At 44.3% G+C, this 26,062-nt stretch carries 15 protein-coding genes; all 15 read right to left on the bottom strand.

Annotated elements, in window-relative coordinates; translation table 11 throughout:
- Positions 1–15: 15 nt before the first annotated feature.
- The 15 genes from AC58QO_RS09510 to AC58QO_RS09440 all read right to left on the bottom strand — a co-directional run bounded on the left by AC58QO_RS09510 (position 16) and on the right by AC58QO_RS09440 (position 26,046).
- Complete coding sequence (locus tag AC58QO_RS09510) at positions 16–1,032, bottom strand: aldose 1-epimerase (RefSeq protein ID WP_497265051.1); 1,017 nt, start codon at positions 1,030–1,032, stop codon at positions 16–18.
- Positions 1,033–1,052: 20 nt separating this feature from the next.
- The gene (locus AC58QO_RS09505; protein ID WP_497265050.1) at positions 1,053–1,832 is read right to left on the bottom strand and encodes a glucose-1-dehydrogenase; all 780 of its coding nucleotides are present in this window, start codon (positions 1,830–1,832) and stop codon (positions 1,053–1,055) included.
- Between the two features lie 18 nt (positions 1,833–1,850).
- A complete protein-coding gene (locus AC58QO_RS09500; RefSeq protein WP_497265049.1) occupies positions 1,851–2,918 on the bottom strand; it encodes a mannonate dehydratase in 1,068 nt (355 codons plus the stop codon).
- 40 nt (positions 2,919–2,958) lie between these two features.
- Complete coding sequence (locus AC58QO_RS09495) at positions 2,959–3,636, bottom strand: RraA family protein (RefSeq protein WP_497265048.1); 678 nt, start codon at positions 3,634–3,636, stop codon at positions 2,959–2,961.
- A gap of 79 nt (positions 3,637–3,715) precedes the next feature.
- Positions 3,716–4,387 carry a GntR family transcriptional regulator gene (locus AC58QO_RS09490; protein ID WP_497265047.1) on the bottom strand — a complete coding sequence of 224 codons (672 nt, stop codon included), beginning with the start codon at positions 4,385–4,387 and terminating at the stop codon, positions 3,716–3,718.
- Positions 4,388–4,492: 105 nt separating this feature from the next.
- The gene (locus AC58QO_RS09485) at positions 4,493–5,101 is read right to left on the bottom strand and encodes an SGNH/GDSL hydrolase family protein (RefSeq protein ID WP_497265046.1); all 609 of its coding nucleotides are present in this window, start codon (positions 5,099–5,101) and stop codon (positions 4,493–4,495) included.
- Positions 5,102–5,139: 38 nt separating this feature from the next.
- Complete coding sequence (locus AC58QO_RS09480; RefSeq protein ID WP_497265045.1) at positions 5,140–7,410, bottom strand: glycosyl hydrolase family 95 catalytic domain-containing protein; 2,271 nt, start codon at positions 7,408–7,410, stop codon at positions 5,140–5,142.
- A gap of 36 nt (positions 7,411–7,446) precedes the next feature.
- Positions 7,447–9,378, bottom strand: a complete 1,932-nt coding sequence (locus tag AC58QO_RS09475) for a DUF8769 domain-containing protein (protein ID WP_497265044.1) — start codon at positions 9,376–9,378, stop codon at positions 7,447–7,449.
- Between the two features lie 53 nt (positions 9,379–9,431).
- The gene (gene bglB / locus AC58QO_RS09470) at positions 9,432–10,505 is read right to left on the bottom strand and encodes a beta-galactosidase BglB (protein ID WP_497265043.1); all 1,074 of its coding nucleotides are present in this window, start codon (positions 10,503–10,505) and stop codon (positions 9,432–9,434) included.
- Positions 10,505–12,289 carry a hypothetical protein gene (locus AC58QO_RS09465; protein ID WP_497265042.1) on the bottom strand — a complete coding sequence of 595 codons (1,785 nt, stop codon included), beginning with the start codon at positions 12,287–12,289 and terminating at the stop codon, positions 10,505–10,507. The genes bglB and AC58QO_RS09465 overlap by 1 nt, the downstream gene beginning before the upstream one ends.
- A gap of 392 nt (positions 12,290–12,681) precedes the next feature.
- Positions 12,682–19,917, bottom strand: a complete 7,236-nt coding sequence (locus tag AC58QO_RS09460) for an S-layer homology domain-containing protein (protein ID WP_497265041.1) — start codon at positions 19,915–19,917, stop codon at positions 12,682–12,684.
- Positions 19,918–20,131: 214 nt separating this feature from the next.
- Entirely contained in the window at positions 20,132–21,661 is a 1,530-nt protein-coding gene (locus AC58QO_RS09455) for an ABC transporter substrate-binding protein (protein WP_497265040.1), read from the bottom strand.
- Positions 21,662–21,717: 56 nt separating this feature from the next.
- A complete protein-coding gene (locus tag AC58QO_RS09450) occupies positions 21,718–22,611 on the bottom strand; it encodes a carbohydrate ABC transporter permease (protein WP_497265039.1) in 894 nt (297 codons plus the stop codon).
- A gap of 15 nt (positions 22,612–22,626) precedes the next feature.
- Positions 22,627–23,586, bottom strand: coding sequence for an ABC transporter permease subunit (locus AC58QO_RS09445; RefSeq protein WP_497265038.1), 960 nt, complete (start codon positions 23,584–23,586; stop codon positions 22,627–22,629).
- 168 nt (positions 23,587–23,754) lie between these two features.
- Positions 23,755–26,046 carry a helix-turn-helix domain-containing protein gene (locus AC58QO_RS09440; RefSeq protein WP_497265037.1) on the bottom strand — a complete coding sequence of 764 codons (2,292 nt, stop codon included), beginning with the start codon at positions 26,044–26,046 and terminating at the stop codon, positions 23,755–23,757.
- Positions 26,047–26,062 lie beyond the last annotated feature (16 nt).

The following is a 26,062-nucleotide window of genomic DNA, read 5'->3' as shown; positions in this document are numbered from 1 at the left end:
TCCCTCTTTACCCATTTATCCCATCTGATAAGGCGACGCTTTCAATCGAAATGTCTTAGTTTCTCTAGGACCGATTGCCCCCGCGCTATCGTTGCGAATAGCCTCTTCAAGTCCGAGAGTCGGATAGCTGGAGAACGGCTCCAAGCCAATATTGTAATGCCGTCCAAACCAAGGATAACCTTCGGTTGCCCCGTATTCCTGCCAGTACCATAAGTACGGCATCTCAGTTCCGTCCCATTCGACATGCATGCCCATGCTGAGCTCATTATTCTCAACCTTGTACCATGCTTGCTCTCCAAAGCCTGTCAGGTACATCATCTCTGAAGGGGTGCCTTTAGCTGGAAGTTCGGAGAAATCGATCACTTCCCCCGAGACTGCGGCAACATCCGGCCAATCATATGTCACTCCTGTGCGTGAATCCGTCATGACCTTCACATTATCTGGTACAGTGATCCTGCACCCTGGTGCCAGGAACGGTTTACCAAAAGCGATATGCTGCCCCCACATGTATCGCAACGGAACGTCGCTCAAATTCTCTAGCTGCTCCTCGATCAGGAGAGAAGAAGATCCACTTTCTAATGTTAGGGTTTTGATTAGCTGACAAGGAAGCTTCTTCGTCTTGACGCGGAATTGAACAGATATACGCGCAGGCGTATCTTCAATGATGCTATACTCCCAAGGCATGTGGGCCACTTCTCCATGCTGTCCAAACTGTGCGCCAAGATACGTACTTGTCGGACCGCCGTTGGGGAAAATCTCCTGCCAACCGCCTGGATAGTAGTCAATAAAGGTAGAAATCGGATCAGGCGATGTCGGCAAATACGCACTCGGATTTTGCACACCGTTTTCGGTTAGCCACATAAAATCAAGATCCTTCGGCTTATACAGAAACTCGAATATCTCCGTGCCTTTATCCACCAAAATGGATATCCTCACCAATTCATTTTCTAAAACAACGGTTCGCATGTCGAAATAACGGTATTGATCATGAACCCGGCATCCGTAATTTCGTTGAGATCTATAACTAGACAACGTGCTTCCCCCTTTACATCTTACCCCTTCAAGAAAAATGGATACAGCGTCATACCACCATCGACAAATAATGTGACTCCGGTGACATAACTTGCTTCCTCTGAAGCTAGCCATGCAGCAGCTGATGCAATCTGCTTCGGTTCACCTATACGGTTCATTGGAATGAGTGAACGTACAACATCATTTTGCTCGGGGTCGGACAGAATATGCTCATTCATAGGTGTAGCAATGGCGCCTGGCGCGATCGTATTGACGCGAATACCGTGTGGGGCATATTCGAGTGCAAGCGTCTCGGTCAACAGTCTTAATCCACCTTTACTTGAGGCATAATGAACGTGGAAAGGCTTAGGAATTTTTTGATGGACACTCGACACATTAATAATATTCCCTTGAATGTTATGTGCCAGCATATACTTGATGGCTTCACGACAACCAACGAAAGCGCCCGTTAAGTTCGTATCCATGACTTTGTGCCAATCTTCCAAACTTAACTCGTGGGAGGGAACTGTCGTTTGAATCCCCGCATTATTAACAAGAACGTCAAGGCTTCCGAATGTCTCGACGGCCGTGTCAATGAGTCGTTTGATGTCATCCTCTTTGCTAACATCAGCACGAACAGCAATAGCCTCTCCTCCGGCCATCTTCACTTCTTCCACCACGGCCTCGGCTTTCTCCGAATCGTGATGATAGTTAACGACGACCTTCATCTTCTCTTGTCCAAAGCGAACTGCAATCCCGCGACCGATTCCTTTGGAAGCACCCGTTATCACCGCTACTTTCCCACTTAAATCCGTAAACATGCGATTTCCTCCAAACTATTATTCGTTATTTACGATGGAAAGTGCTGCCTTCATATATCCTAAAGCATACGCCATCCCTGCATGCCAAGGTGCTTTACACGTCATCTGAGGTGTATGATCTGGAATGAAAACACCATCAAACTTATTTTTCTTAAAAATACGCAGCGCCTTGATCATATCGATATCGCCCTCATCCACGAATACTTCCTGATAGTTCGGAACTTTGCCGATTACATTACGAAAGTGTACGTATCCGATCGCATTTTGCTTGCTGTACTGGTCGATGGCTTCATAGACGTTACCCTCGGTCATTTCTTGTAATGTCCCCAAACAAAATTCCAAAGCATTGCTATGGCTAGGAACGATATCAAGCAGCTTTTGATACAAATGAGGCTGATTCACCAAGCGACCATATCCGCGGATCGTCGGCATAGGAGGGTCATCTGGATGAGCGGCTAAGCGTACTCCCGCTTCTTCTGCTACGGGAATGAGCTCTTTAAGGAATCGCTCTAATCTCTCCCAAAGCTCAGCCGAGGAAATCGGAGGTATGAAACCTTTTGGAGCGTTAAAATCATACGTCATATTCCAAATCTGCCCGTTCGGAATCGGCGTTTCCTCTGGCCCTTCTTGGAGGTTGAAAGTTGCAGTAACAGCTCCTCCGCGTGCCACTGGACGGTTTACATGTCCCCAAACACCAGCGATACTGAAATTGTATCCAATGATCGGAATTCCAGCTTTTCCTACGTTGCGAATGATCATCTTCAAGCTTTCGATCTGTGCCTTTCGCGTCGGGCCATCCATAAGGATATCGTACCAATCAGCAGGACTGAAATTTTCGATCGCCTCGAATTCTAATCCTTCTTCATTCATAGATTTCTTTAATGCCAGCAGGCTTTCGTATGACCATACATCGTCGTTGGGTCTTGCAATTCCCATGTTACGGTCTTTATCCGTAGAAGGCAAACCTTCGACGCCATTGTAATAATCCACCAAATGAGCAACGATATGGGTACACCCGGCCTGCTTGGCAAATTGAAAATTATCTTTCGTCAATCGATCGCGATATAAACCAAGACCTAGCTTCATGAGAACGCCCCTCTTTTTAAAATGAATTGAATAAGTCCTTTTAAAGAATCCCAAAAGTTTTAAAAGCTTCCGTACATAGCATGCCGTCCTGTAAGGCCTTCCTTACCAAATTCTCACCTTCGACCTTTTCTAGCGACTTCACAATCACTTCCTCCTCAATCGCTTGTGGAATAAACACAATACCGTCGATATCCGCAAACACATAATCCCCAGGATGGATGCGTACGCCGTCGATCTCAATCGGCTCTTGATAATTAATTAGATTTACTCGCCCCTTCGAATCTGTTGGTACCTGACCTCTTGCGGCCAAAGGAAATTTCATCTCCAAAATTTTAGCTGTATCACGGTTTAAACCATCAACAATAGCGCCTCTGCCGCCGCGTGCTCGGCATGCTGTAGAGATCAACTCACCCCAGAAAGCAGCCTCATCAGGTGCCCCAGTAGAAACGACAAACACTTCACCATGCGAAACTGCGTCGATCGCTTCCATTTGCAACTTGTATGGCTCCGCTGGAATGTTAAATACCTTGGTAGCTTGTGCGGTGAAAGAACGGCCGCTTATTTTTAGATTGGGATCAATCAAGCGTAGTCCTGCACCAAAGGTTTGATTGCGATAGCCTAAATCATCCAAAATGTCGCCAATAACCGCCGAGTATAATTTTTGCTCCAAAAAATCGAAATCGTATCCTGCAATAGAAGTCGCTCTAGTATTGTTCATCTTATTATCTCCTCTATTAAATGTAGTTGAAATGTGAAATGTGAAATTTCAGTTTTGAGTAAAATAGAAAGGGAACTCGTTATAAGCCCCCTCCATTTTCACTTAAGTGATCAATCATATTGATCTTACTATTCCGAATGTGCTCTTCAAGCTTTGCACAGGCATCTTGTAAATCGTAACGCTTTATTGCCTGGAAAATCGCAATGTGTTCGTCATGACCCGAATAAGAACGTTCATAGCTCTGAAAGAAATAGATCCTTGCAGCATGCAGAAAACTGTTAATGGACCTATACTGCTCCAGCATACGCTCATTGTCCACAGCCTGAACAATTTCATGATGGAATCTAACATCCAATTCAAGAAAATTTTCAAAAAGAAAGGGCTCTACAGTCAATGTCTCTTTACAACTTTCAAGGATTTCTTCAAGTGTTCCAGCAAGTTTCTGCGCTTTCAACTCCGTAAGATGAGACACACACCACAGCTCAATCATTAAGCGAATTTCAGAAACCTCTTCGATATCCGAAATGTTTAAACTCGCGACAAATGTCCCTGACCGAGGCTTTACTTCCATTAAACCTTCAAGAACCAGACGATTGACCGCATCCTTCAGTGGTGTTCGACTGATGTTCATTTTTTGCGATAGGTCATTCATATCTAATCTTTGCCCACCAACAAACTCACGGTTTAAAATCTTTTTCTTAAGTAAATGATATACTTTCTCTGAAAGTTCAGTATGCTCTAATTCGTACATACGCTCCCCCCTTTCACACTAAGCAGGGCAATCTGAAATTTCAGATTTCAGTTATATCATACTCACTTCAGTTGATAAATTCAAGTAGGTTCGGCTAAAAAAATACTACTTAAATAGCAATTCGCGGACTCCTTTTGCCGTAACCGCCAGGCTACCCTCAGGAATCGGATGAATAGTATCCGGTACCCACTGATGAAACTGCTCTGGATTGTGTTGTAAAATCGAATTCCATTTTTCATAATGATCGATCAAAGGAAGTTCTCTTTCCTTGGCAACCAGACGGTATACATCGTAATAATCATTAAAAACAGGTCGTACCTCCAGCGAACCTCCTACAGGAGGATTCATGGTCATTAGTACGATCTCACAAGCAGGATTACTTTCAACAATTTGATCAATCATGGATTCTAAACGGCTTCTGCATTGATTAATGGTCGTTTCATACGGCAGATATGAGTCATTGATAGCAAATTCGATAAATACCAAATCAGGCTTATGAGCCAGTACTTTTTCTGCTAAGTTGTCGATCGCCCACTGCGACCACATGGCGGCTTTCGCACTGTTGATGACCGTCGCAAGTCCCGGATAGCGCTCCTGTAGCTGGGTGTTCATATCCTCCACCCAGGCTGCTCCATCGGTCAAGCTCGTTCCATACGTAATGATACACTGGCTTTTGCCAGCTTCTAGATTAGCAATTGTCTGCAAAGTATGCATGAACAAAACCCCTTATACTATAATTTCGGTGTAATGGTCTAACTGGAGTGGCGAGCAATCAGGCAGCGCTGACCTTTGTACAACTTGATTGTTATGATATTATTCGTGCACACCCAGTCACATGACGGACCAAAATCGAGTTCCTCTGTTCCAAAATCGTTCTGCAGATGAATCGTTCCCTCCCGCTCCGCGACAAGCTCCACGAACGCGAGACGTCCTTCACGAATTTCGGCTGACACCAATACGCCTTGGCCGCCTCTTAATTGCGAGAAGCTTGCACCTTCTTCGCGCCATTGCTGCGGAATCGCAGGGAACAACCTAAGAATGTTCTTGTCGCTTTGCAGCAGCATCTCCTGCAGGGCGTCTGCCGCCCCCATGTTCGATTCAAGTGTGAAAGGGCGCCCGTGATATGCGGTAATTCCCCGATTGTTGTAATCCCCGTTCAAATGAAAGCCGTTTGGCGAGCACAAATGCTCCCAGAATAGTTTTAGCTGGCAATGAGCAGCTTCTCCGTTGCCCTGAATAGCGTAGAGATTAGCCATCCAAGCGAATGAAAATCCAACCCAAGCCCCTTTGCCCAGTTGTTCCAAATCAAGAATAGTTGCATTGATGATCTGCCGTTCCCGCTCTGAGCTGTTGTATTGAATCAACCTCAACGGATAAATGGCCATTGCGTGGGATAAATGCCGATGTGATTCTTGAAGGGATTCATCGGGACTGAGCATGAGCACATGTTTGTCGTTCACAGCCAGCTCCTGCAACTGCTCAAGTACTAGCTGCCATTCCGCAGCTTCCGCCTCGTATTGAAGCTGCTCCGCCCATACTGCCAACGTGCCGAAAAAATATCTCAGCAAAGCCAAGTCGTTGTTACTGTTGGGACGCAGCCACGCCTTCAGACTGTTATCATGAATTTCTGGCGAGCTGGAAAGCGGCAATACCAACTTTCCGTTATCTCCCGGCTTCAGCCAGCGCCTAATGCAGCTTGCCGTTTCCTTGAAATACACGTAGGCTTTATTTTGAAGAAAATCCTGATCTCCTGTGTATTGCCAGTAGTGATCAAAGGCTTGACAAAGCCACATTTGATTGACCAGATTCGTACTGTAATGCACCCAACCGCCAAGTGATTGACCGTCAATGCTCATAACTGATGGAAGACAGACGCCAGGTGCGTCAAAAAACTCTCGGGCAAACTTTCGACCCTGAGGTATCAAGTCCCATAAGAAATCTATGAAGCTTTCTCCTTCTTCAAGATGGTTCGCTTTCATGTAGTGCCAGTAGCTCATTTGCGTATTCAAATCATGATGATAATCACCTTTCCACGGCGGCAACAATCCATGATCGGCCGTCCATACACCCTGCAGCGGCATTGGCGGAGCCCCCTTGCGCGAGCAGGAGCCGAGGAAATAATTGGCCAAGTACCACATACGCTCACATTCCTTATCAGGAAGCGCAACAGCGCTTTTGGACCAAAATGTGTGCCACCATGCGCGATGGCTTGTTGCGGATGCCTCAAAGCCTGACTTTAGTGCTTCGAGCACCTTGCGCTTTGCATCTTCCAACCACTCGGACCCATCTGCGCTCGATGCTACCATATATGCAATCTCCATGGTTTGTGCATCGATCATCGATTGTCCCATGACGACTGCGTAAGAGGAGTCATCCGAAGTTTGCTGGTGAAACCAGCTCAACTGGCCGTGTGTTACCATGACAGCCGGAGAATATCCGAGCAAAGCAAGACTCATTTTCAATAACGATGTCGGTTTCGCTTCGCTTCCAGACTCCTCATCAGCATACTTTGGCGCAATGACCCGAATTTCTGGCAGAGAAACTGTTCCTGAAATGCGGATAAAACCGCAAGATTGATTCGCATGGAGATAGGAACTTACGCTCACACGCTGCTCACCAAATGTTAATTTCACTTCGCTTGTCGCCGTGTATAGCTGCAAATGACTTTCAATGTGATCGGCGGGCCTGCCAAAATTAAGCTCAAGTCTGCCAGCTGGAAGTTTGGTAGGCGTAGCACGATTCATATAGAATTGTTCAAATCGCTTGACACTGCCCTCATGATCATTCTTTTGCACCAGTTCAATTAAATTCGTATAGTTGTAATCTTCGGCAAGCGTCTCCTTCGCAGGCCGCTTATCCCATAAATCTCCTCTGTCCAGACTGAATCTGAGCGGAGCTCCGTCCCCCCAGATGAGACAGCCTGTCAAACCGTTGCCAAGCGGCAGTGCCTCATCCCATTTCCTAATCGGCTTCACAAAACGCAGATCGTGCAAGGAATCAGGTAACTTCATCTTGTCTTTCATCTTGGGTTCCTCCCTAACATTGGTTGCGAGTACCAATTACATAAACGGCAGTCTGCTCACATCATACCCGGTAATGGCAAGCTTCTCATTCGCTAACGCTTGCCCATTCACCTCCATATAGCGGATTCCCTCGCTGATCGGGCTATATTCACAAGCGAGTGCTACACCTTCTGACTTAAACGTCGTACGTCTCAGCACGGTTCGGCGGGAGTGCGGGCTGGATAAGTTTTTGTCTTCAATCTGCGCTTGACTAGCCCACTCACGAAACGCTTCAAAGCCCCCTGACTCAACTTCGCTGGAAACTTGCACGACGAAACCATTACCCGTTAACACGAATGTTTTCGGATCAAAATCCCGTGCATCGCCTTCATAGTTGTAGAAGGACAACGTCAGATAACCATTTACTCTTTCAACTCTGACAGCGGCCTGTCTGCCATGATCGGTAAGCAATAGCGGATGAAACGCCATATAAACGGCGCCGTCTTTGACATACACAGGACAAGGATCCAGACTTTCTCCCGTCAAATCTTCCAGCTTCCGATCCCCCAGCCAAATTTCGTCAGGCTCGCTGTATGGACAAGGTAAAAGGACCGTCAGCTTTAGGCTCGTCACCTGCAACCGGCCAAACCGCTTCGGCTTATAAAGCACCATAGCTGTCTGCTTGTGCTGGAAAGCCAGCTTCCGCCCTTCATCCCACAACGAATACTCCGGCGAAGTACACGACATCCGTTCATACGTATTCATCTGGCCGGGCTTTTTCTCATTCACGGTAAACTTGGCGTATACCGCTCGGGCATTGTGCAGCGAAGGTTGTGCATGAGGATTACGGCGCAGCAGCATGTGAAAAGAGTCGGTTTGCACTCCGTTATGAAACTCATGTGTCGATGTACCCAGCGCGTAATCTTCCGTCATATAGGTCGTATTGCTACCTACAACTGCTGGATATTCGACCATGTCATCCGCTAATACCGGATCCTGAGGTGATTCCCAGGAGTGTTCATCCGAAGAGGAAGAGAATTCTGCTGTGCCAGTAACTTCGTATGGATAAGTCTTGTTCAACGCATGCTTAACAATCTCTACCGGGCAATGGAATGTTGTATTCACAAAGCTTGCAACAGCCATATGTTGAAACGCCATATTGTGATGGGTCTCAAATCCCTCCGCGCCATCTTTGGAAGCAAATAATGTATTGTAAGGATTGACAGGCATCAGATCGCCAAGCACCGTATAGATCGCTGCTTGCTGCGTATGTCCAGTGGAATCAGCCGTATAAGCACGAGAATAGGGTCCTGCAATTTGAGAAGTAGATGGATGCCAGCGGGCGAATTGATCGGCCCATATGCGTTCCTCGCATTGCAAGGCAATGTCTCTTAACGCCGCATCGTCCACTAAATTTGCTATATCCGCCAATGTTTCAAGCTGAATAACCGTATAGGTAGGGCTGTTAAATTCGCTGACAAAGCCCCTGCGAGTAAGCATTTGTTTTAATTGATACAAGCGTTTGATGCCAATTTTGATCATATCAGGTCGCGAAAGAAGCTTGCCGCCGAGCAGCGTCGTGAAAGTGCTCATACAAGGAAAATTGTCATTGACGCCAACAAAGTCCATCTCTTCCAAGGCGCATTCGTCGATGGATTCCTCCACATATGCGTATAGCCTACTTCTTGCTCCGTCGGTTAGCATCCTATCGCATTTCATAATAATTTGTATCGCGATCTTAGGAGAAAAATGGCAGTGTTGATATTGGCTTAACTCAATAATGGCGTTTCCGATCAGGCAGGCGCGCTCCGAGCCCTCAGCAAGAAAAGCGTAAGCAAACCATAATTTCTCCCTGATTCCACCGATTGGCTCCTTGCCTGTATAATGGCCTGCTTCATTGAAATCTTGCAAGTGATAGCGGACGAGCAGACCAAGAATCTGGTCTGCTCTCTCTTTTTGTCCTTGTAAGTCATAATATTCCTTTGCCATGTTTACACTCACCTTCATTTCTCTAGCGTCGAAAGCGCGGAATCAGCATCATCTTAGTGTTCCAATCCCTCTGTCAGCATGAGCAGCGTCATGGATTGACCATACGGCATCGGGCAAATTGGAATGTCTCGATATTCCTGCAGCGTGCGACCCATTCCTGTACCGTAAGATACACCGTTCACAACGCCTTCCGCATCAATCTGAGATACGACAGCGGCGTACGCCTTAGAGCCGACTGCTCTGTAAGACTCAGGCAGGTAGCCCTTTCTTACCGCCTTCAAGATACCGTAGGCAAAAGCAGCCGTGGCCGATGTTTCCGTATAGGAATTCGGATCGTCCAACAGCGTATGCCACATACCGTCTGCGGCTTGCAGCTCGGCAAGTTTCGACGCTTGCTGCTCCAGAGCGGAGAGCAGCAGTCGTTCAACCGGTTTTGGAAGCTCGATCATCTCCAAATAATCAACAAGCCCTGCCGTGTACCAGGAATTACCGCGAGCCCATAGCGCTTCAGCAAAGTGATGACGACCGTTAAAGGTCCAACCGTGGAACAGCAGTCCCGTGCGGCGGTCGGTCAAATATTTGAGATGCATCAGGAATTGATACACACTTTCGTCAATAAAAGATTGCTCATTCAGCAGCAGCCCCATGCGGCAAACGAACAGCACGGTCATGTATAGCGTATCATCCCACACTTCGCCTTCATTCAAATGCCCCGATACAACGTGCTGAATGCCGCCTTCTTCCGTTCTTGGCATCTCCTTCACCGCATACTCGGCCCATTCACGACAGAGCGCCATGTAATCATCGCGCCCCGTTTCTTCGGCGAGGAAGCTAAGCGTTAGCATCGGACACATCGTATTAACATTTTTGGAAGGAAGTCCTTCGGCAATTCTGCGATCAAACCAGTCTATCAAATACTGCTTGATATCTTGTCTTGTCGTCTGGCGATAATATAAGTAAAGGGAGAATAGTCCTACACCTTGCGGCCACTCCCAGTTCTCCATAGAAATAATACCGATCGGGCACGTTTCTTCTACAGCGCCGCCTTGCAAATGCTTGAGCTGCCCAATGACTTTTTCAATGATTGCGTGGGTTTCCATTTTGTTAAGATCGATTGTTGTATGCATTACGCTTCACCGCTTTCAATTTTATGGGGGTCGACTACAAGCTCTGCCAGCTTCGTGTCTCCTTCAAATAACGTTGTACTTCTGATTTCCATGTAACTGTCTCGTGGAACTTCTCCGTCTTTATAAGAAGCCTCTACAAGCTTTAATCGAGCTGCAACTGCCGTTGCTTTACTTATGCTATTAACGCCTTCTGCATAATATATCGCCCAACCTACTTCCAACCTTGCCTGCTGTAACAGCTTCGTTTCACCTGCATATAATATCTGCCTTAATCGGAGCGTGTCTCCGGCCAAAACGGGATGAATCACAGGTACTTGGCGAGCTGCCTCACCAAATGCAATGCCCTGCAGCGGTGTGATCAGTACGGCCGAATGCGGATATTGGAGTATGGTCCATTGGCGTCCATCAGCGCCAGCTACTGTGCGCACTTCCCCTGACCAACCATTCACAACCCACTCATCGGCAAGCTCGCTTGCTTCGTTATGAATTCGGCTCATGCTCCGCACAACCAACACCGCGTGGTTCTGCTGAGCCGACCTGAGCTGGGTATCGGGATACCACGATTCCTTGAACAGCGCTGGACCTAAATAAGCTTTCTGGTAAGACGCTGGATGTGTTCTTACACGTTCACCATCATGTGCATACCAGCGAAGATAAGAAACCTGGTGACCTTCTACCCCCAGCGATACCGGATATGATTGCCAAGCAAGGCCCCAAGTCGGCCATTGATAAGATCCCGCAATGACCGGGAACCGGTTAACACTGCCAAGTCTACCAGTAACGCCGATCCAGGTGTTTGCACAGCTCGAATCCATGATTCGTTCTGCATGGCTTCGTGGGATTGGCAGCTTCGAGACCTGGCTCTCCTTCTGGAGTTCCTCTTCAAACAACAGATAAGACAGACCGTTCCATAGACTTCCACCTGTTTCTGCTTCCACCGAGGATGGCACTCCCAACCCTGCGATCCTCCACATCAGGCTGCTCGGATGCAGCTCACCTTGTGTATTGTAACTGCGGATCGCAGGAACGAATTCGAATCCATCATGGAAACGAACATAGTCCACTAAACCTTCCATCACGGATTGAATGCTCTCCTGCAAATCGCGATTATCAGCTGACAATGATACATTTGCAATGCGCAGTGCATTCAGTGTGATCTGAATATAAATCAGGCTGATATTCTCTCCCCAGCCCCAGCCTCTTTGATGCGTATAATCTAGCCATTGCTCGAAGAAAGCAATGCCTGCTTGAGCGCAATGCGGCAAGCTGCGAATTCGCGCAATCGCCAGTAATAGCGCGCCGTCGCTCACGATTTTGTTTGTATAATAGAAAATTGGATCCTTTAACTCTTGCTCAAACCAGACAGCGCCGTGATCCATCATGCGATCCAGCACCTCCCGATGAGCCGCAGGCACACGATCTTCCAAGTAAAGCCTTAGCACGACAAGCGGCATGAGAATAAAAAATGCTGCATTCGAATCGTTGACCCGTGTCTCTTCCCGATACCAGCGAAAGGCTCCATAATGCGGTTTCTGCCTGTCGGTAAATTGCAATTCTGCAAGTGCTTGTAGAATATGCAAGCCTTGCTTCTCATCCAGCTCACCTAAAGCTGTACCAACAACATAATAAGCTGCAGTTGTTCTACCGCAATGCGCCTCTAGAGCCATGGAAGCCTCCGCAGTATGTCCTGGCTTGCCAGTGTTCACTAGACCATTCACTACATTCAGCTTGCTGCCATATTGCTCCCACATTTCCCGCCAAATCTGATCTGTTAGGATGTTCATATTTAGGTATCTCCTCTCCTGTTGAAAAGTGCTTCATACTGAATTTGCTTTAAATTTAGCCCCGCAAGCGATTGCGAAGCAATAATCAATTCTTCGGTCATAAAACGATCTGACTCGCCATACGTAGCGCAAAAAAGTGAATAGAAGTCCTAAGACTTCTATTCTCTTTGCCTTAGCAGTACTACATGCAAGCCAATTTTCTCATCTAGCCCTAATTTCCACCACTGTTCAATTCTATTTTCTTGTTTTAATGACTGTACGATTTAAAGAAAAGTGTGCATATTCACAAAAAAAAGAGAAACAACACGGTTTGAGTGTCATTTCTCCAGTTTGCTCATGATTTCTCTGTTTACGCGATAGGCTAAAGGTCTTGCTACTAGGTAATTTTTTTATTATTGCAACAAACGCTTCAAAACCGTTACTGCTTCTGCGCGAGTCGAGATGCCTTGCGGATCAAACTCGTCTGCAGTACGTCCGTTGATTAACTGCAGGGATGCAGCAGCTTGAACGGATGCCAGTGACCATGAAGCAACTTTACTTGCATCCTTGAACGTTAGCGTTCCAGATGCAATTACTTTATCCGCATGCAGCATAGCGTAAGCACGCATCATCATCGTGACCAATTCTTCGCGGCTGATCGAACTGTTCGGATCGAATGTGTTCGCATCTTTACCAGTTACAATGCCTGCTTGTACTGCTTTGGAAACATCATCTGCATACCAAGCTTTGCTCGATACGTCAGCAAACGTCAATGCGCTTGTATCCTTCAGGTTCAACGCATTAACGAGCATCGCTGTGAACTCCGCACGAGTAATCTCACGGCCAGGTTCGAATGTTGTTTCCGATGTGCCGTTTACAATATGTTTGGACGCCATTTCTTGAATAGCACCGTAAGCCCAATGCGTGGAAGCAACGTCAGTGAACGTTTTCGTGAACTCGAGAACGGCGTATTTACTGAAATGATGAATCTCAGCAACAAACTCGCCATTTTCAAATTTTCCACCAATAAATTCAAGCTCTCCATTATCACCAATGTAGTAAATGCCGCTTAAATTCGGTTTAGCTGTAGGACTTACTTTTAAACGAATTGTAATCGGTTTGTTGAATTTGCTTAAGCTCGTTTCAGCCCCGTCTTGCGAGACAAGCAACAATTTCAAATCAAAAACTTGACCGCCAGTTTTCACTTGATCTTGCTTGGAAATCTTGCTTTTCGCAAGCAAATCTTGAGCCGCAGCATCATTTAATGGTTCAACTTTGACGACAATTTTATTGTTCTTCTTGTCATCATTTGTTGCCGAATCTACCAATTGCTTGAGCAGATCTGATGGAACATTCATCGTGAGATTATCCGAAGAAATCGAAAGTTGTTTCTGACCTAGCAATTCAGCTGTGTTGGACGGAAGTACAATTTCCTTCACATCTTTGGTAACCTCGATCACGACTTTTTTATCATCCGTGGATTTCTTCAAATCATCTAGCGGTACGATGACTTGTTTTGGATCTTTAGGTTTATCTTTCGGTTTGTCAGATGGATCTGGTGTTGGAATAGGAACAATCGGAATCTGTTTAAATGTAACATTGATCGTATGATTGCTTGTTACGTTAGAGAAAGTGTACGTATTGTTTGTTAACGTCGCATCCGTACCGTCAACTGTGAACGTGTCGATCATATAACCGTTGTTCGCCGTAATCGTGAACGTCTTAGCCGTTCCTTCTGTCACAGCAACGCTGCCGCTTTGGATAATCGAACCGTTGCTACCAGCTGTTGCCGTGATCGTGTAGATCGTCGGCGGTACTGGCGAGAAGGTTACATGAATCGTATGATTGCTGGTTACATTAGTAAATGTATACGTATTGCCTGTTACCGTTTCACTCACTCCATCTACAGTTAAGGTATTAATCAAATAACCGCTATCTGGTGTGAAGGTAAATGTTGCGTAAGTTCCTTGTGTTACAGTTACATCACCGCTAATCGAACCGCCAATGCTTGCAGTTGCCGTAATTGTATAAACATTTGGAGGCAGTGGCTTGAATGTAACTTGGATCGTATGATCACTCGTAATGTTATCAAACGTGTAGGTGTTGCTTGTTACTGTAAAATTCGTACCGTCTACGATCAACGTATCAATCATATATTCGTTGTCTGGCGTAAATGTGAACGTCTGATCTGTTCCTTCGTTCACCGCAACGCTGCCGCTTGGGCTAATCGAACCGTTACTGCCCGCTGTTGCCGTAATCGTGTGAACAATTGGCTTGAACGTGACATTGATCGTATGATCGCTAGTTACATTGGTGAACGTGTACGTATTGTTCGTTACTGTCGTATCCGTACCGTCTACCGTGAACGTGTCGATCTTATAACCGTTGTTCGGCGTGATCGCGAACGTCTGAGGTGTTCCTTCTGTCACCTTAAGGCTGCCGCTTGGGCTAATCGAACCGTTGATTCCAGCACTAGACGTGATCGTATAAACAGGTGTCCATTGAGCATAATAGTTGGTTCCATTTGTTGTTATTTTATTGGTAGTATTAACTTTTGTACCGCCAGAAGTTGCTGTATACCAACCATTAAACTTATATCCAGTACGTACTGGATCTGTTGGTATATTGAATACAGAAAGCGCTGTCCCATCTATTCCTCCAGATGTGTTGAAATTAGGTGAAACATAAACGGTATTTGCACCCGTATTTGTGCCACCGTTTGCATTGAAATTAACGGCAAGTCCCCATACTGCAAACATATTTGAATAAATTGGAAGCAATATTGAGCCTGCGTTCATTTGCAAGGAACCAGATGGAACACCAGCTTTTGTTATCCATGGACTCCACCCAAGGAATGTTACACCTGTTTTTGTTGGATTTGTTGTTGCATTCGATAGTATTATCGTACCAGAATCTGCTGTGTACGAGCCCATTGCTGTAGCATAAGTACCTGTTATATTAACTGGCATTGAAGTACCTTCAGCCGGTGCATTAGATTTGTATTGGTAGAAATTAACCGTAACATTAGTCCATTGAGCATAAATTGCAGTATCTGATGTAATCACTTTTGTTGCGTTAACTGGATTTCCGCCCACTGCTTTATCATACCAACCCTTAAAGGTTGCATTTGATACTGTTGGATTAGTTGGCAAAGTTGCGCCAATTTGCGAACCGTTAGCAACTTTGGTTAAAATATTAGCATTTGAATTTTGTAAAACATACTGAACAGTCCATTGTCTAACTGCTGGAATGAGTGTTAATGCAGCAAAAGTTCTGTTAATCTCTGAAGTTTTAAAGTCAACAGTTGTTTGGTTAACATTGGGGTCACCGATTACTGCGTTTGCGAGAGCCAATGCTGTCTGATACTCTCCCCAGCTATATGGTGTATAACCTGTATTAGTTGTTGTGCCAGAACTGATTGCAGCAGACAATGCTGTTTTGCTTACTGTTTGATTTACTAATGCTGTTTTAGCATTAGTAACTGCGGTTGTAGCTGCAGTTACGCCTGACTGCAATACATAAGGGTCACTTTGCACTGCCCGAGCACTTTGTACAGCAGAAGCATAAGTTGCCCATGTTGCAGGTGTGTAATTGCTTGCTGTTAATGAGTCAAATGTTGTGATTGCTGTGTTAAGAGCTGTTTTGTCGATTCCTACAAGTTGAGTTCTTGCTTTTGCGTATTTTGCAGCTGCATGATCTGCATTTGTTTGGTCAAATGATGCATTTACGGCAGTTAGTTCATTTACAGCATTTTGGAATACTGACCAACTTTGACCTGTGTAATTATTCTGAATATAGTTTGAAGAAAGAGCAATTAAACCGCTAATATATGCTTGTGTATTAACATTTGCTACAAGGTTTCTTTCTGTTGCTTTAAGGTTTTGAATATCAAGATCTGCAGTAGCTTGTGTCAAACTTCCATTATTTAAGTCAGTAGTTGCAGTATCAAGCGCCGTTTGATATGGTGTGAAACTTACTGGTGTAAAATCACTTGCAGTATACTTTGATGTATAAGAATTAACAGCGTTTGTAAATGCAGTCATATCAGCACTTCCAGTAGGCGCTGTTGCTGCAACAAGTGCAGTCTGTGCAGTTGTTAAAGTATTTTTTGCATCTCTAACATCTTGTGCGGTTGAACTTGGATTGTAATCAACAAGCATAGCATTATCAAGAGCTGCTTGGAATGTATTAAAACTGTCTACCGTAAAACCATCTGGATTTTTAGTTTTAGCAGTTGTTATTGCTGTTTTAAGGGTTGTTTGTGTTGGTGCAGTACCTGATGCAATTAGCGCAGCAATAGAACTATTTAAATTTGCAAGGTCACTATCAATAATAGATTGTGTAACAGGATTTCTCCCCGCAGTTAGGCTACTATTGCTCATATCATTTACAATAGCTGTAAACTGACCACTAACTGTTGCCCAATTCGTATAGTCAGTAGATTTAAGCGTGTTGTTTGCGTAATTAAGTCTGTTTAGTAATGCAGCTCTGTTAACAGAAGTAGGCGCAGCCGCATCAGTACGTAATGTCATATTTCTTATTAGATACGACTGAGCACCCGTATTTGCATTATTTGTTACTATTGTTTGCAAAGTTGTAATAACATCACCAATATTAGACATTCTATTGGTAATTCCAGCCTGAAGGAGTTTTCCATTATAATAATAGTCAAAAGTCCCTGTTTGTGTATTAATAACAGCTTTTAGGTTATGCCATGTATTTGCTAAGTATTTTTGACTTAACTTAGTTAAAGCATTAGTACCAACATTTGAAGAGTAATAGGCAACATTTCCAGCTTGTTCATCCAAGTGGACAAATTGATTAAGAGCTGTGCCAGTAGTATAGTTCTGCGCAACAAGTAAATAATTAGTGGTGCTAGTGTTTGGTTGTTTAATATCTGCACTTACTTCAATAATATTGCTTCCAGCAGCATCAACAGGAAAGTTCAAACCCACATTTCCAGGACTACTAGCTGCTTTGTAGATTTGAATAGCTCTACCAGTGCCATCATTTACCACAGAAATAGAACCATTGGCGGAAGTTATAGTAACTAAGCTACCATCTGGATTATTGGAATATTGTGTTATTGCACCAAGCTGATATTTGCTCAAATCCAACTTAAAAATTGTATTTAAAGCATAATATGTCCATGGTGCTGAAACAATCACTGTTCCAGATGCGTTTTGCCACCCAACTGTAAAGGTATTAGCAGTTGTAGTTGTACTCATTACATTAATAAAGTTTGTATATACTGACGCACCATAAGTTGTTTGAATATTCGGAAAACTACCGACTGTCACAGCAGGAAACACTGCGTTACCACTAGCATTTGCTATAGCAGTTAAAGTTTGTCCGCCAATTATTACAGAAATTGTTTTATTAGCGAGAGAAGCACTGTTAATGTACAACTTTACTGAATCGCTGTTTGTTACACCTGCTAAAGATGAAGTAATGCCAACTGGATAAGATGGAGTAATATTTGTATCAGATGGGTCTTGTGTTACTGTTACAGAGCTTGTAGTTAATGCTTGAGGTTGATTAGAAATAACTGGGCTAGTAGTGCCAGATGTCACATATTGAGCTTGTACACCTGCCATTTGCTCAATTGCTATTGCCTCTGGTGGAAATTGTGATTCAGGAAGGCTATCAAAATTATTTGTTAATGTTGCAACACCTGATTCATAAATGCTCGCACTGTTGCTACCAGCAGCTTGAGTTGAATAGTTGTTATGAATTTTATTTTGAACATGCTTAGCCATATAAGAAGAAAAAACATTTACCATAACATTATTATATACATTATAGTAATCAGCAGCGTCATCTAAATATAGTGATGCAAACTCTTGTGCTTGATTTCTTATATAGTTATCACTAATAATGGTTTGTGCGTCCCAACCGCTGGTTCCGCTTGTTGCAGCTTGAGGACCATTTGCGTAAATGGCTCCACCGTCCATAGTGACTTGCATAACTTCATGAATATAGTTGTATTGAATGGTATTATTGCCAAATGGCGAAGCTTTGCCTGGATATGAAGTGGTACCATACCCAATGTGAAAACCAGAATATGGAAGATTGTATAATTCATTATGTGAGAAATCACTACTTTGAATAATTGCCGCACCGACTGCTGATGCGCCAAAATACTGTAATCCTATATCATGTATCGTGTTATTTTGAACTTTAATATCATGTTGTAAATATCTATAATCCCATGAAGTTTGGTCATAATAGCCTGGTACACCAACATTTCCTGTGCTATTGCCTACGATATTACTATTAAACTGTGGCAACATAAAGTTATGTGGGTCCGTATAATCTACGTCACCAATTTGAATGGCTTCTGAGGCTAAATTGTAAAAATGGTTGCCAATTATTTTGTTATATGAGTTTCCTTGGTATAAATACAGGGCAACATTACCGAAGTTATAAAATTTACATGACATAAAATTAACATCATTTGTTAATGTTAGTACGATATTACCGCCTGTTGCCTTGTCTGTCCATGCTGCATTTGGTAAATTACGAAGATAGTTATTCTGTCCGTCAGAGTGTCCGCCAGCTTGATTTGGACCTAACCATGTAGCATCACTAAAGTCAATACCTTGGAAAGTAATCCCAGTAACAGGAGTGTCAGGGTTACTACTTTGAATATTAACGAGCTTTTCTACTGTTGGTACAACTACATTAGCTGTCGACATATCTTCGCCAGCTTTTGGCGTATAATAAAATGTGTATGCACCTGGATGACTAGTTGTTCCGTATGTTGAGCCAACTGCGCCTGTTTTATCTAAGTACCACTCACCAGGATCGTCAAGTAATTCATAAGCATTTTCAACCCAAAGTGGAGCTGCAGCAACAGAAGTTGCGCCTTTGTTTGTTGCAAAAAACCACATTGGTTGTTGCATATTGATTTTTGCGTTAGGAGTACCTGTTGTAATACTACTAACACCTACACGTGGTCTAGTCCAGTTACTGCCTCTAAAAACCATTTCTATGTTATTTTGATTTACCCAACTTGCCATTGCACTAGGTCCAGTTATACCAACTGTTGTATCTGATTGTGAAGTTGGTTTAGTGAAAGTAAAACCAGCTAGTGCTGTTGTAGTAGCTGTTGAAGTAACTTGTGTTCGAGCGCGAATTGCAGAAGCACCGTTAACATATAGTTCACGAGTGTCCACAGGAGAACTAAAAGACGCTGAATAAATTGTATTTCCATTTACTGTTGCAAATGGAGTCCAACCTGTAAGTTTTTTTCCGCCACTAATGTTAACTGGACCATTATAGGATTGGTAAACAATGTGGTATCCATTTGTAGCTGAATCCGTTTGTGTAAAATTTAAAGCTTGTGACTGAACATATGTACCAGATGCTATATATACATGAATATCACCAGTCATGTTTGAGTTCATTGTTGCCACCATATTACGTGCAGCTTCAATCGTTTTAAGTGGTTGTGATACTGTGCCAGGATTAGCATCATTACCATTTGTCGAAACGTAGATTGAAGCCACTGGCGCAGCGTTGACAGTCTTTAATAAAACAGTTCCTGCAGGAACACCCCCAACAGCAAGGCAAAATGCTACCACAAGTGCTATGCATTTTGTAACAACATGATTCCGAGTCTTCCTTCCATTAAATACCATACTCATTCATTCTCCTCATACATAAAATTAATAATTTAAACAAATGTAAACGATTACAAAATGGTATGCTGACTCCAGTTGTATATCAATCCTACTTTATGGCGTTGATGCCAAAGTAATGGGGTCATATTCGTGGGTATCAAAGTCATTTTTTAAGCGGCCTCTGCCCATGGAACCCAGGACAAAGGCCGCTTAATTTATTATTATTTAAACTGCTCGCTTACTTCTTATTTGCCGCTGCCCAAGCATCTAATTGCTTCTGCTTCTCAGCAAGGATTTTATCCATACCTGCCGCTTTCAGCTCTTTATTCATAGTAGCCAGCGTAGTATCTACATCCATCATGCCGTAAGCCAAGCCGAGGAGATATTTATCAGTAACGGTTTTAGCCTGTGCAAGCTCTGCTTTGACTGGCTCTGCATCGAAGGAGAAGCCCATAATTTTGGAAGACTTCGCGCTTTTGTTTAGTTGATCTGTCTTCTGTGGAATATCCGCAGCAACCCCTGGCAGCAGGTAAGCGTTCAATTGGTCCCCAAGCATCCAGGCAACGTTCGTTGCGTATCCGGAATCCGGAATCAATTCGATTGAATTATCTCCCGTTTTCTTGTAGTTCTTGCCTTCAAGTCCATAAAGAACCATGTTGTACAACTGCTTGTCGGTGTTCATCAACTCCAGGAACATCATAGCCCGGTCCGGATTTTTGGACGTGCGGCTGATCGCTTGCATTGTGCCAGTTACGGAACCTGTGCTAACTAAAGGATCCGTCATAGTCGTAAACGCAGGGTCGTAATTATAGCGAGCTTTCGTTTCGGCTTCTACACCAGGCTTGTAAGTTGAAAGCCCGCTGCTAAGAATTTTGCCGCTTTTGGTAAGCTCAGTTGGGTCTTTCACCAAAGCCAGATCTTTATTGATATAGCCTTTCTCCGACCAGCTTTTCATCAATTTCACGTAGTTCACGAACGCCGGATGTTCGAATTGGTTGATGACTTTATAGTCGGAGCCTGCTGCTTCAATCGCTCCAGGTGATCCGTCTGAACCTAACGTTTCCAATTTCATATAATTCATTGTATCAATAACGGTGAGAGAATTCCCAGGGTTAAAAATGAATTTGTCTGCGCCTTCGCCAGCTTTCATTTTGGCTAAAGCTGGTTCCAGATCTTCCATCTTCTTAATCGCGTTGACGTCGATGCCATATTTATCGACCATATCTTTCCTGAAACTAGTGACGGACTGACGAGCTGCGATTTGGTAGTTAGGGAATCCGTACACTTTATTGTTGACTTTCATCGCGTTCCAGAAGCTAGGTGGAATTTGGGCATACGCTTTCGGCGCATATTTCGTCAGCAAGTCGTCCATCGGTAGGAAGGCGCCTTTGGCAACGTTGTCATAAAACTGGTAGCCTGCGGCAGTGAACATGATATCGAAGTCCTCGCCCGAAGCAATCATCAGCTTCGTCTTCTCCACATAAGCTGCAGCCTCAATAAACTGAATATCTAGCGTAGCATTAATTTTTTCTTTCAAAATTTTGTTAACCTCGGTCAATACCGCTTCTCCCTCTTTTTGAGCCGGAATACGGAGCACCCACTTGAGCTTAACCGGCGCTAGCGCTGCTGCAGTTGGCGTCGCTGCGACTTTAGTAGACGAAGACGGCGTAGTCGTCGCTTCATTCTTACTATCCTTCGCACAACCCACCAAGCTAGTAGCCGCTACCATTACTACTGTCATCATCGTCAGTGTTTTAAACATTTTCATTCAGAACAACTCCCCTGTTTTTTATGATATTGACATGCAAGATCAAGCCGTTGATATTACCCTTTGACTGCTCCGGCTGTAATGCCTCTGACAAAATATTTTTGAAAAAAAGGAAATACGAACATCATCGGACCCGCTGCAATGACGGCCATCGCCATTTTCGCACTGTCGGAAGGGAATTCCTGAGACCCGAGGCTTAACCCATTTTGTGCGTCTTTCATCATGATTTCGGCATTTTGCAAAATTTTATACAGCAAGAACTGCAACATAAATTTGCTCTCCGTGTCAATGTAGATCATCGAACGGGTCCACTCGTTCCAGTAGCCAAGCGTCATCATCAGGCCAATTGTTGCAAGCGCCGGCTTGGACATCGGGAGAACGATTTGCCAGAAAATGCGCATTTCACTGCATCCGTCGATACTCGCCGACTCCAGCACTTCCTGTGGCAAATCGAAGAAAAATGTGCGCAGTAGGATGATATTCCACGCGGAGATCAGACCCGGAAGAATGAGTATCCAGTAGGTGTCCTTAAGAAAATAATATTTAGTATAAACAATATAACTTGGAATCAGTCCCGCATTGAACAGCATCGAGAAGAATACCAGAAAGCCGATTACGCCAGCAAGTTTATACTCCTTACGGGAAAGTGCATAAGCGATCATCGCCGTTAGCAGCAATCCTACAACAGTTCCGACAACCGTGACGAACAACGTTGTACCATAGGAGGTAAGAATAAGCTTAGGCGATTGGAAAATAAATCGAAACGCGGCTGAACTCCAGATGCTTGGGAACAGACTGTACCCACGTTCCACGATACTTTTTGCATCGCTGACGGATATCACCACCACCAGCAGCATCGGGATAATGCAACTTAACGCCAATAGTGTAAATACGATGTGTGTAATCCAGTTGTTTAGGCGTAGTCCACGCTTTTTTACTGCTGTTTCCATTCTCTTTTCCCCTTTCTAGAACATGGCCCTGTCCCGGCCATATCTGTACCGGATGAAAAAGTTGGCGCCTAATACTAGTGCGAATCCGGCGATCGATTGAAATAAACCTGCTGCAGCGCCCATTCCTAAATCTGCTGCCCCGCGCAAAGCGCTGTATACATACGTATCCAGAACTGACGAGACATTCAGCAGCGACGGTGATTCCAAAGGTACCAGGAAGAACTGCCCGAAATCCGCATTGAAAATTCGACCCAACGCACCTAGGAAATTGATCAGTATAATGGGCCGCAAAGCTGGAATTGTAATTTTCATCGCCATCTGAAACCTACTCGCTCCGTCGATGGAAGCCGCTTCATAATACGCGGGATCTATCGATAAGATGTAAGCGTAATTGAGCAGCACTGCATAGCCCATCGTTTTCCAGAAGTGTAAAATAACATGAATCCAGAACCAGTATTGCGGCTCGAAATACCATTCCACGCCAGAAAATCCCAACTCATGCAAAATGATGTTCACGAGCCCTTTGCTGTTATCCAGCAGGGCAACCACAATATAAGTAACAATCGTCCAAGAAAGAAAATACGGCAAAAATATGGCGGTTTGATACACTTTCAATATTTTCCTGCTAACAACTTCATTTAACAGTATCGCCAGTAGGACACTTCCGCCAATTCCCGTAATAATAAAAACGGCGTTGTAGACAAGCGTGTTTTTGAGTGCTAACACGGCATCGGACGTTGAAAAAATAAACGTAAAGTTTTTAAGTCCGATCCAGGGGCTGCCAAAAATACCGTCGACAAAATTGTAGTTTTTAAAGGCAAGTACAGCGCCAGGCATCGGTATAAAATTAAATACAAGAAGAAGTACCAATGCCGGAAGCGCCAACAACGTAAAGTCTACATTTTTTCGCAGGGCACTCTTGCGAGACACCTTCTTCACGTTCGGCACCGTTTTGGATATTGCGGTCGTTTTCATTTGTTACACCTCCTCCTCGTCTTCTATGCTGTAGTTCTGCAAATTGATTATCTCGTCATGCGCTCAATCCTACTACTGTTCAATTCCATATTGTTGTTTTTACGACTGTACGATTTCAAGAAAACTGTCTATTCCCACAAAAAAAAGAAAAACAACACCTTTTGAGTGTCATTTCTCCAGTTTGTTCATGATTTCTATGTCTACGCGATAGGCTTTAGGCGTGGTGCCGAACCTGCGTTTAAACAGTTTATAGAAGCTGCTTTCATTGTTGAAGCCGGTTCTTTCCATAATCTCGGTGATACTGAGCTCCGTCGCAAGCAGCAACTCTGCTGACTTGTCCAGCCGGACATTATGAATAAAGTCCATGACAGACCAACCGACCGATTCCTTAAAGATCGTTCCCAGATATCCTTGGGAAAGCTTGAATTCTAACGCGATGCCTTTCAAGCTCAGATCTTCCGTAAAATGGTCCTGAACGTAGCGTTTAATCGATTCAACCAAGGCATCGTGCCGCGTCTCTACAAGCGGCTTCTGGTCCGCAATTTTCATAATATCCTCATAAAAATTGCTCTTGAGATCATCGATGGATTCAAAGTTAGCCATCCGAATGTAAAAATCTTTCATGGAGATTGGAATTTTCTCAATTCTCGTTTTATTTAGAATATCGAACGCCTTGCCCAGCGCTAAGGAAAAGCGGGTCATGGACAGCATGAAGCTTTCGATGTCTCCTTTGGACGACACTTCAATGAACTGATCGAACAGTGATTTGGCTTCATCCCCGTCTCCTGCGCGAATCGACTCCAAGATTCGTTCTTCCAGCTTCTCGTCATAGGTAACCGACATTTGCTCATGTAGATCCAACACAGCAGGATCAAGAATCGCTTCGCGGCTGTAAATCACGCTATATTTCACCAAAAGCGACGCCGTACGGTACGAATGAATGAGTGCTTCAACACCTTGCACATACCCACCGAGGAAGGCGGAGAGCGTAATGCCTGTAAACCCTTTAATTGTATGTTGAAGCAACTTAATTTTCTCTTCCCAGGAGATAGCTGGCTTTCCATCTGGTAGGAAGACAAGCAAGATAAACTGCCCTTCTCCAATATAGATGGCCTTTGCCGTTTGGCCAGAATCAAGAACCTCCTCGGCTACATTCATCATAATAAACCGATAAGCCTTTTTCCGGTCGGCGCCCATGGTCTCGAACTGCTCCCGCCGATCAATCTTCAGCAGAATTAGCATCATTTTGCGATCAAGCATATTGCCGAATACAGAAGAAAATTCGCCAGTCAGCTGATTAGCAATGGAGTTATTCTCCATCAACACCGCTTTAATGTAGTTTTCCAGCAAAATCGTGTCCGCTGACTGTTTATAGCTGTTATAGTCGTTCAGCAAGCCTTTATTTTTTTGAAACACATCCGAAAGAAGCTTGACCTCGTCGATGAGCGCTCCCTTATTCTCATCTTTCCCCCTAGGCCCGATGACTTCGCGAAACACTCGACCGAAGGGGAGGTAGATGCGATAAGCGATAAAGCCTGCGGCGGCGAGGGCAAAAAGCGCTATGGCCAGCGTAATCTGCAGCACGACTTTACGCACGAATTGCAGCGACTGGTACAGAAACTCATTGGATTCTTCTACCACAAGCACCCAGTTGGTTTCAGGCATCCAGAGATAGGTAATGATTTTTTGATCCTTCTGCGCTCCCGTCTCAAAACTGCCCGCTTCTTGATTCGTCTCCATAATTTTGTGAACCAGTTCGGTGTTAAGCACATCCAGATTGCGAATTTGCTGGGAATCGTCAATAAATGTTCGGCTCGTTTTATCAATAATGTAAGCTTTATTATTCTGCCCCTTAAGCTTGCTTAACGTGTCGCATAACCAAGCCGCGTCAATATTCACGCCCAATGCTCTGGATAATTTGTTGTCACTGTCAGTTTGAAAATAAAAATACGTAAAAACCGTGGCGCTAGTGTTATAAGCCTCCTGAGGAAGCACTCTGGGTATCGGTGTCAAGACTGCCGTGGTCCTGTAGTTTTGAATCGCATTCACAAAGAAAGAATCCTTCTGTACCATTGAACTAAGCGTTGAATAGTAATTTCCCGTGGTTCCGCTATAGAGTGTATCCGAATGAAAGATAGGATTGATTTCAAACGATTTTCTGATTAACTCCATGTACCCGAACATTTCGAAATACTCGAGATTCTTCTTCTCAAATAATGCTGCAAGAGCAGGATCGTCTAGCTGGCGGAACGTGAACGCTTTCACATCCTCATTCATTCGCTTGATGGTATTACTGATAATGTGTAGCTCCTTGCTATTCTCTTCATAGGTCCGCTTCGTAACGATGCCCTCAAAACTTTTGAATGCAGTAATGGAGAACCCCCCAAGCACGACTAGGAGCAGCAGTGAAAGCAAAACCACGATGTTAACGAACGTGCGACTGATACTCCACTTAAACATGTGATGCATCCTCCCC

It is taken from the genome of Paenibacillus sp. J31R30, from assembly GCF_059692115.1.
This window is presented reverse-complemented; position numbering and strand designations above follow the sequence as displayed.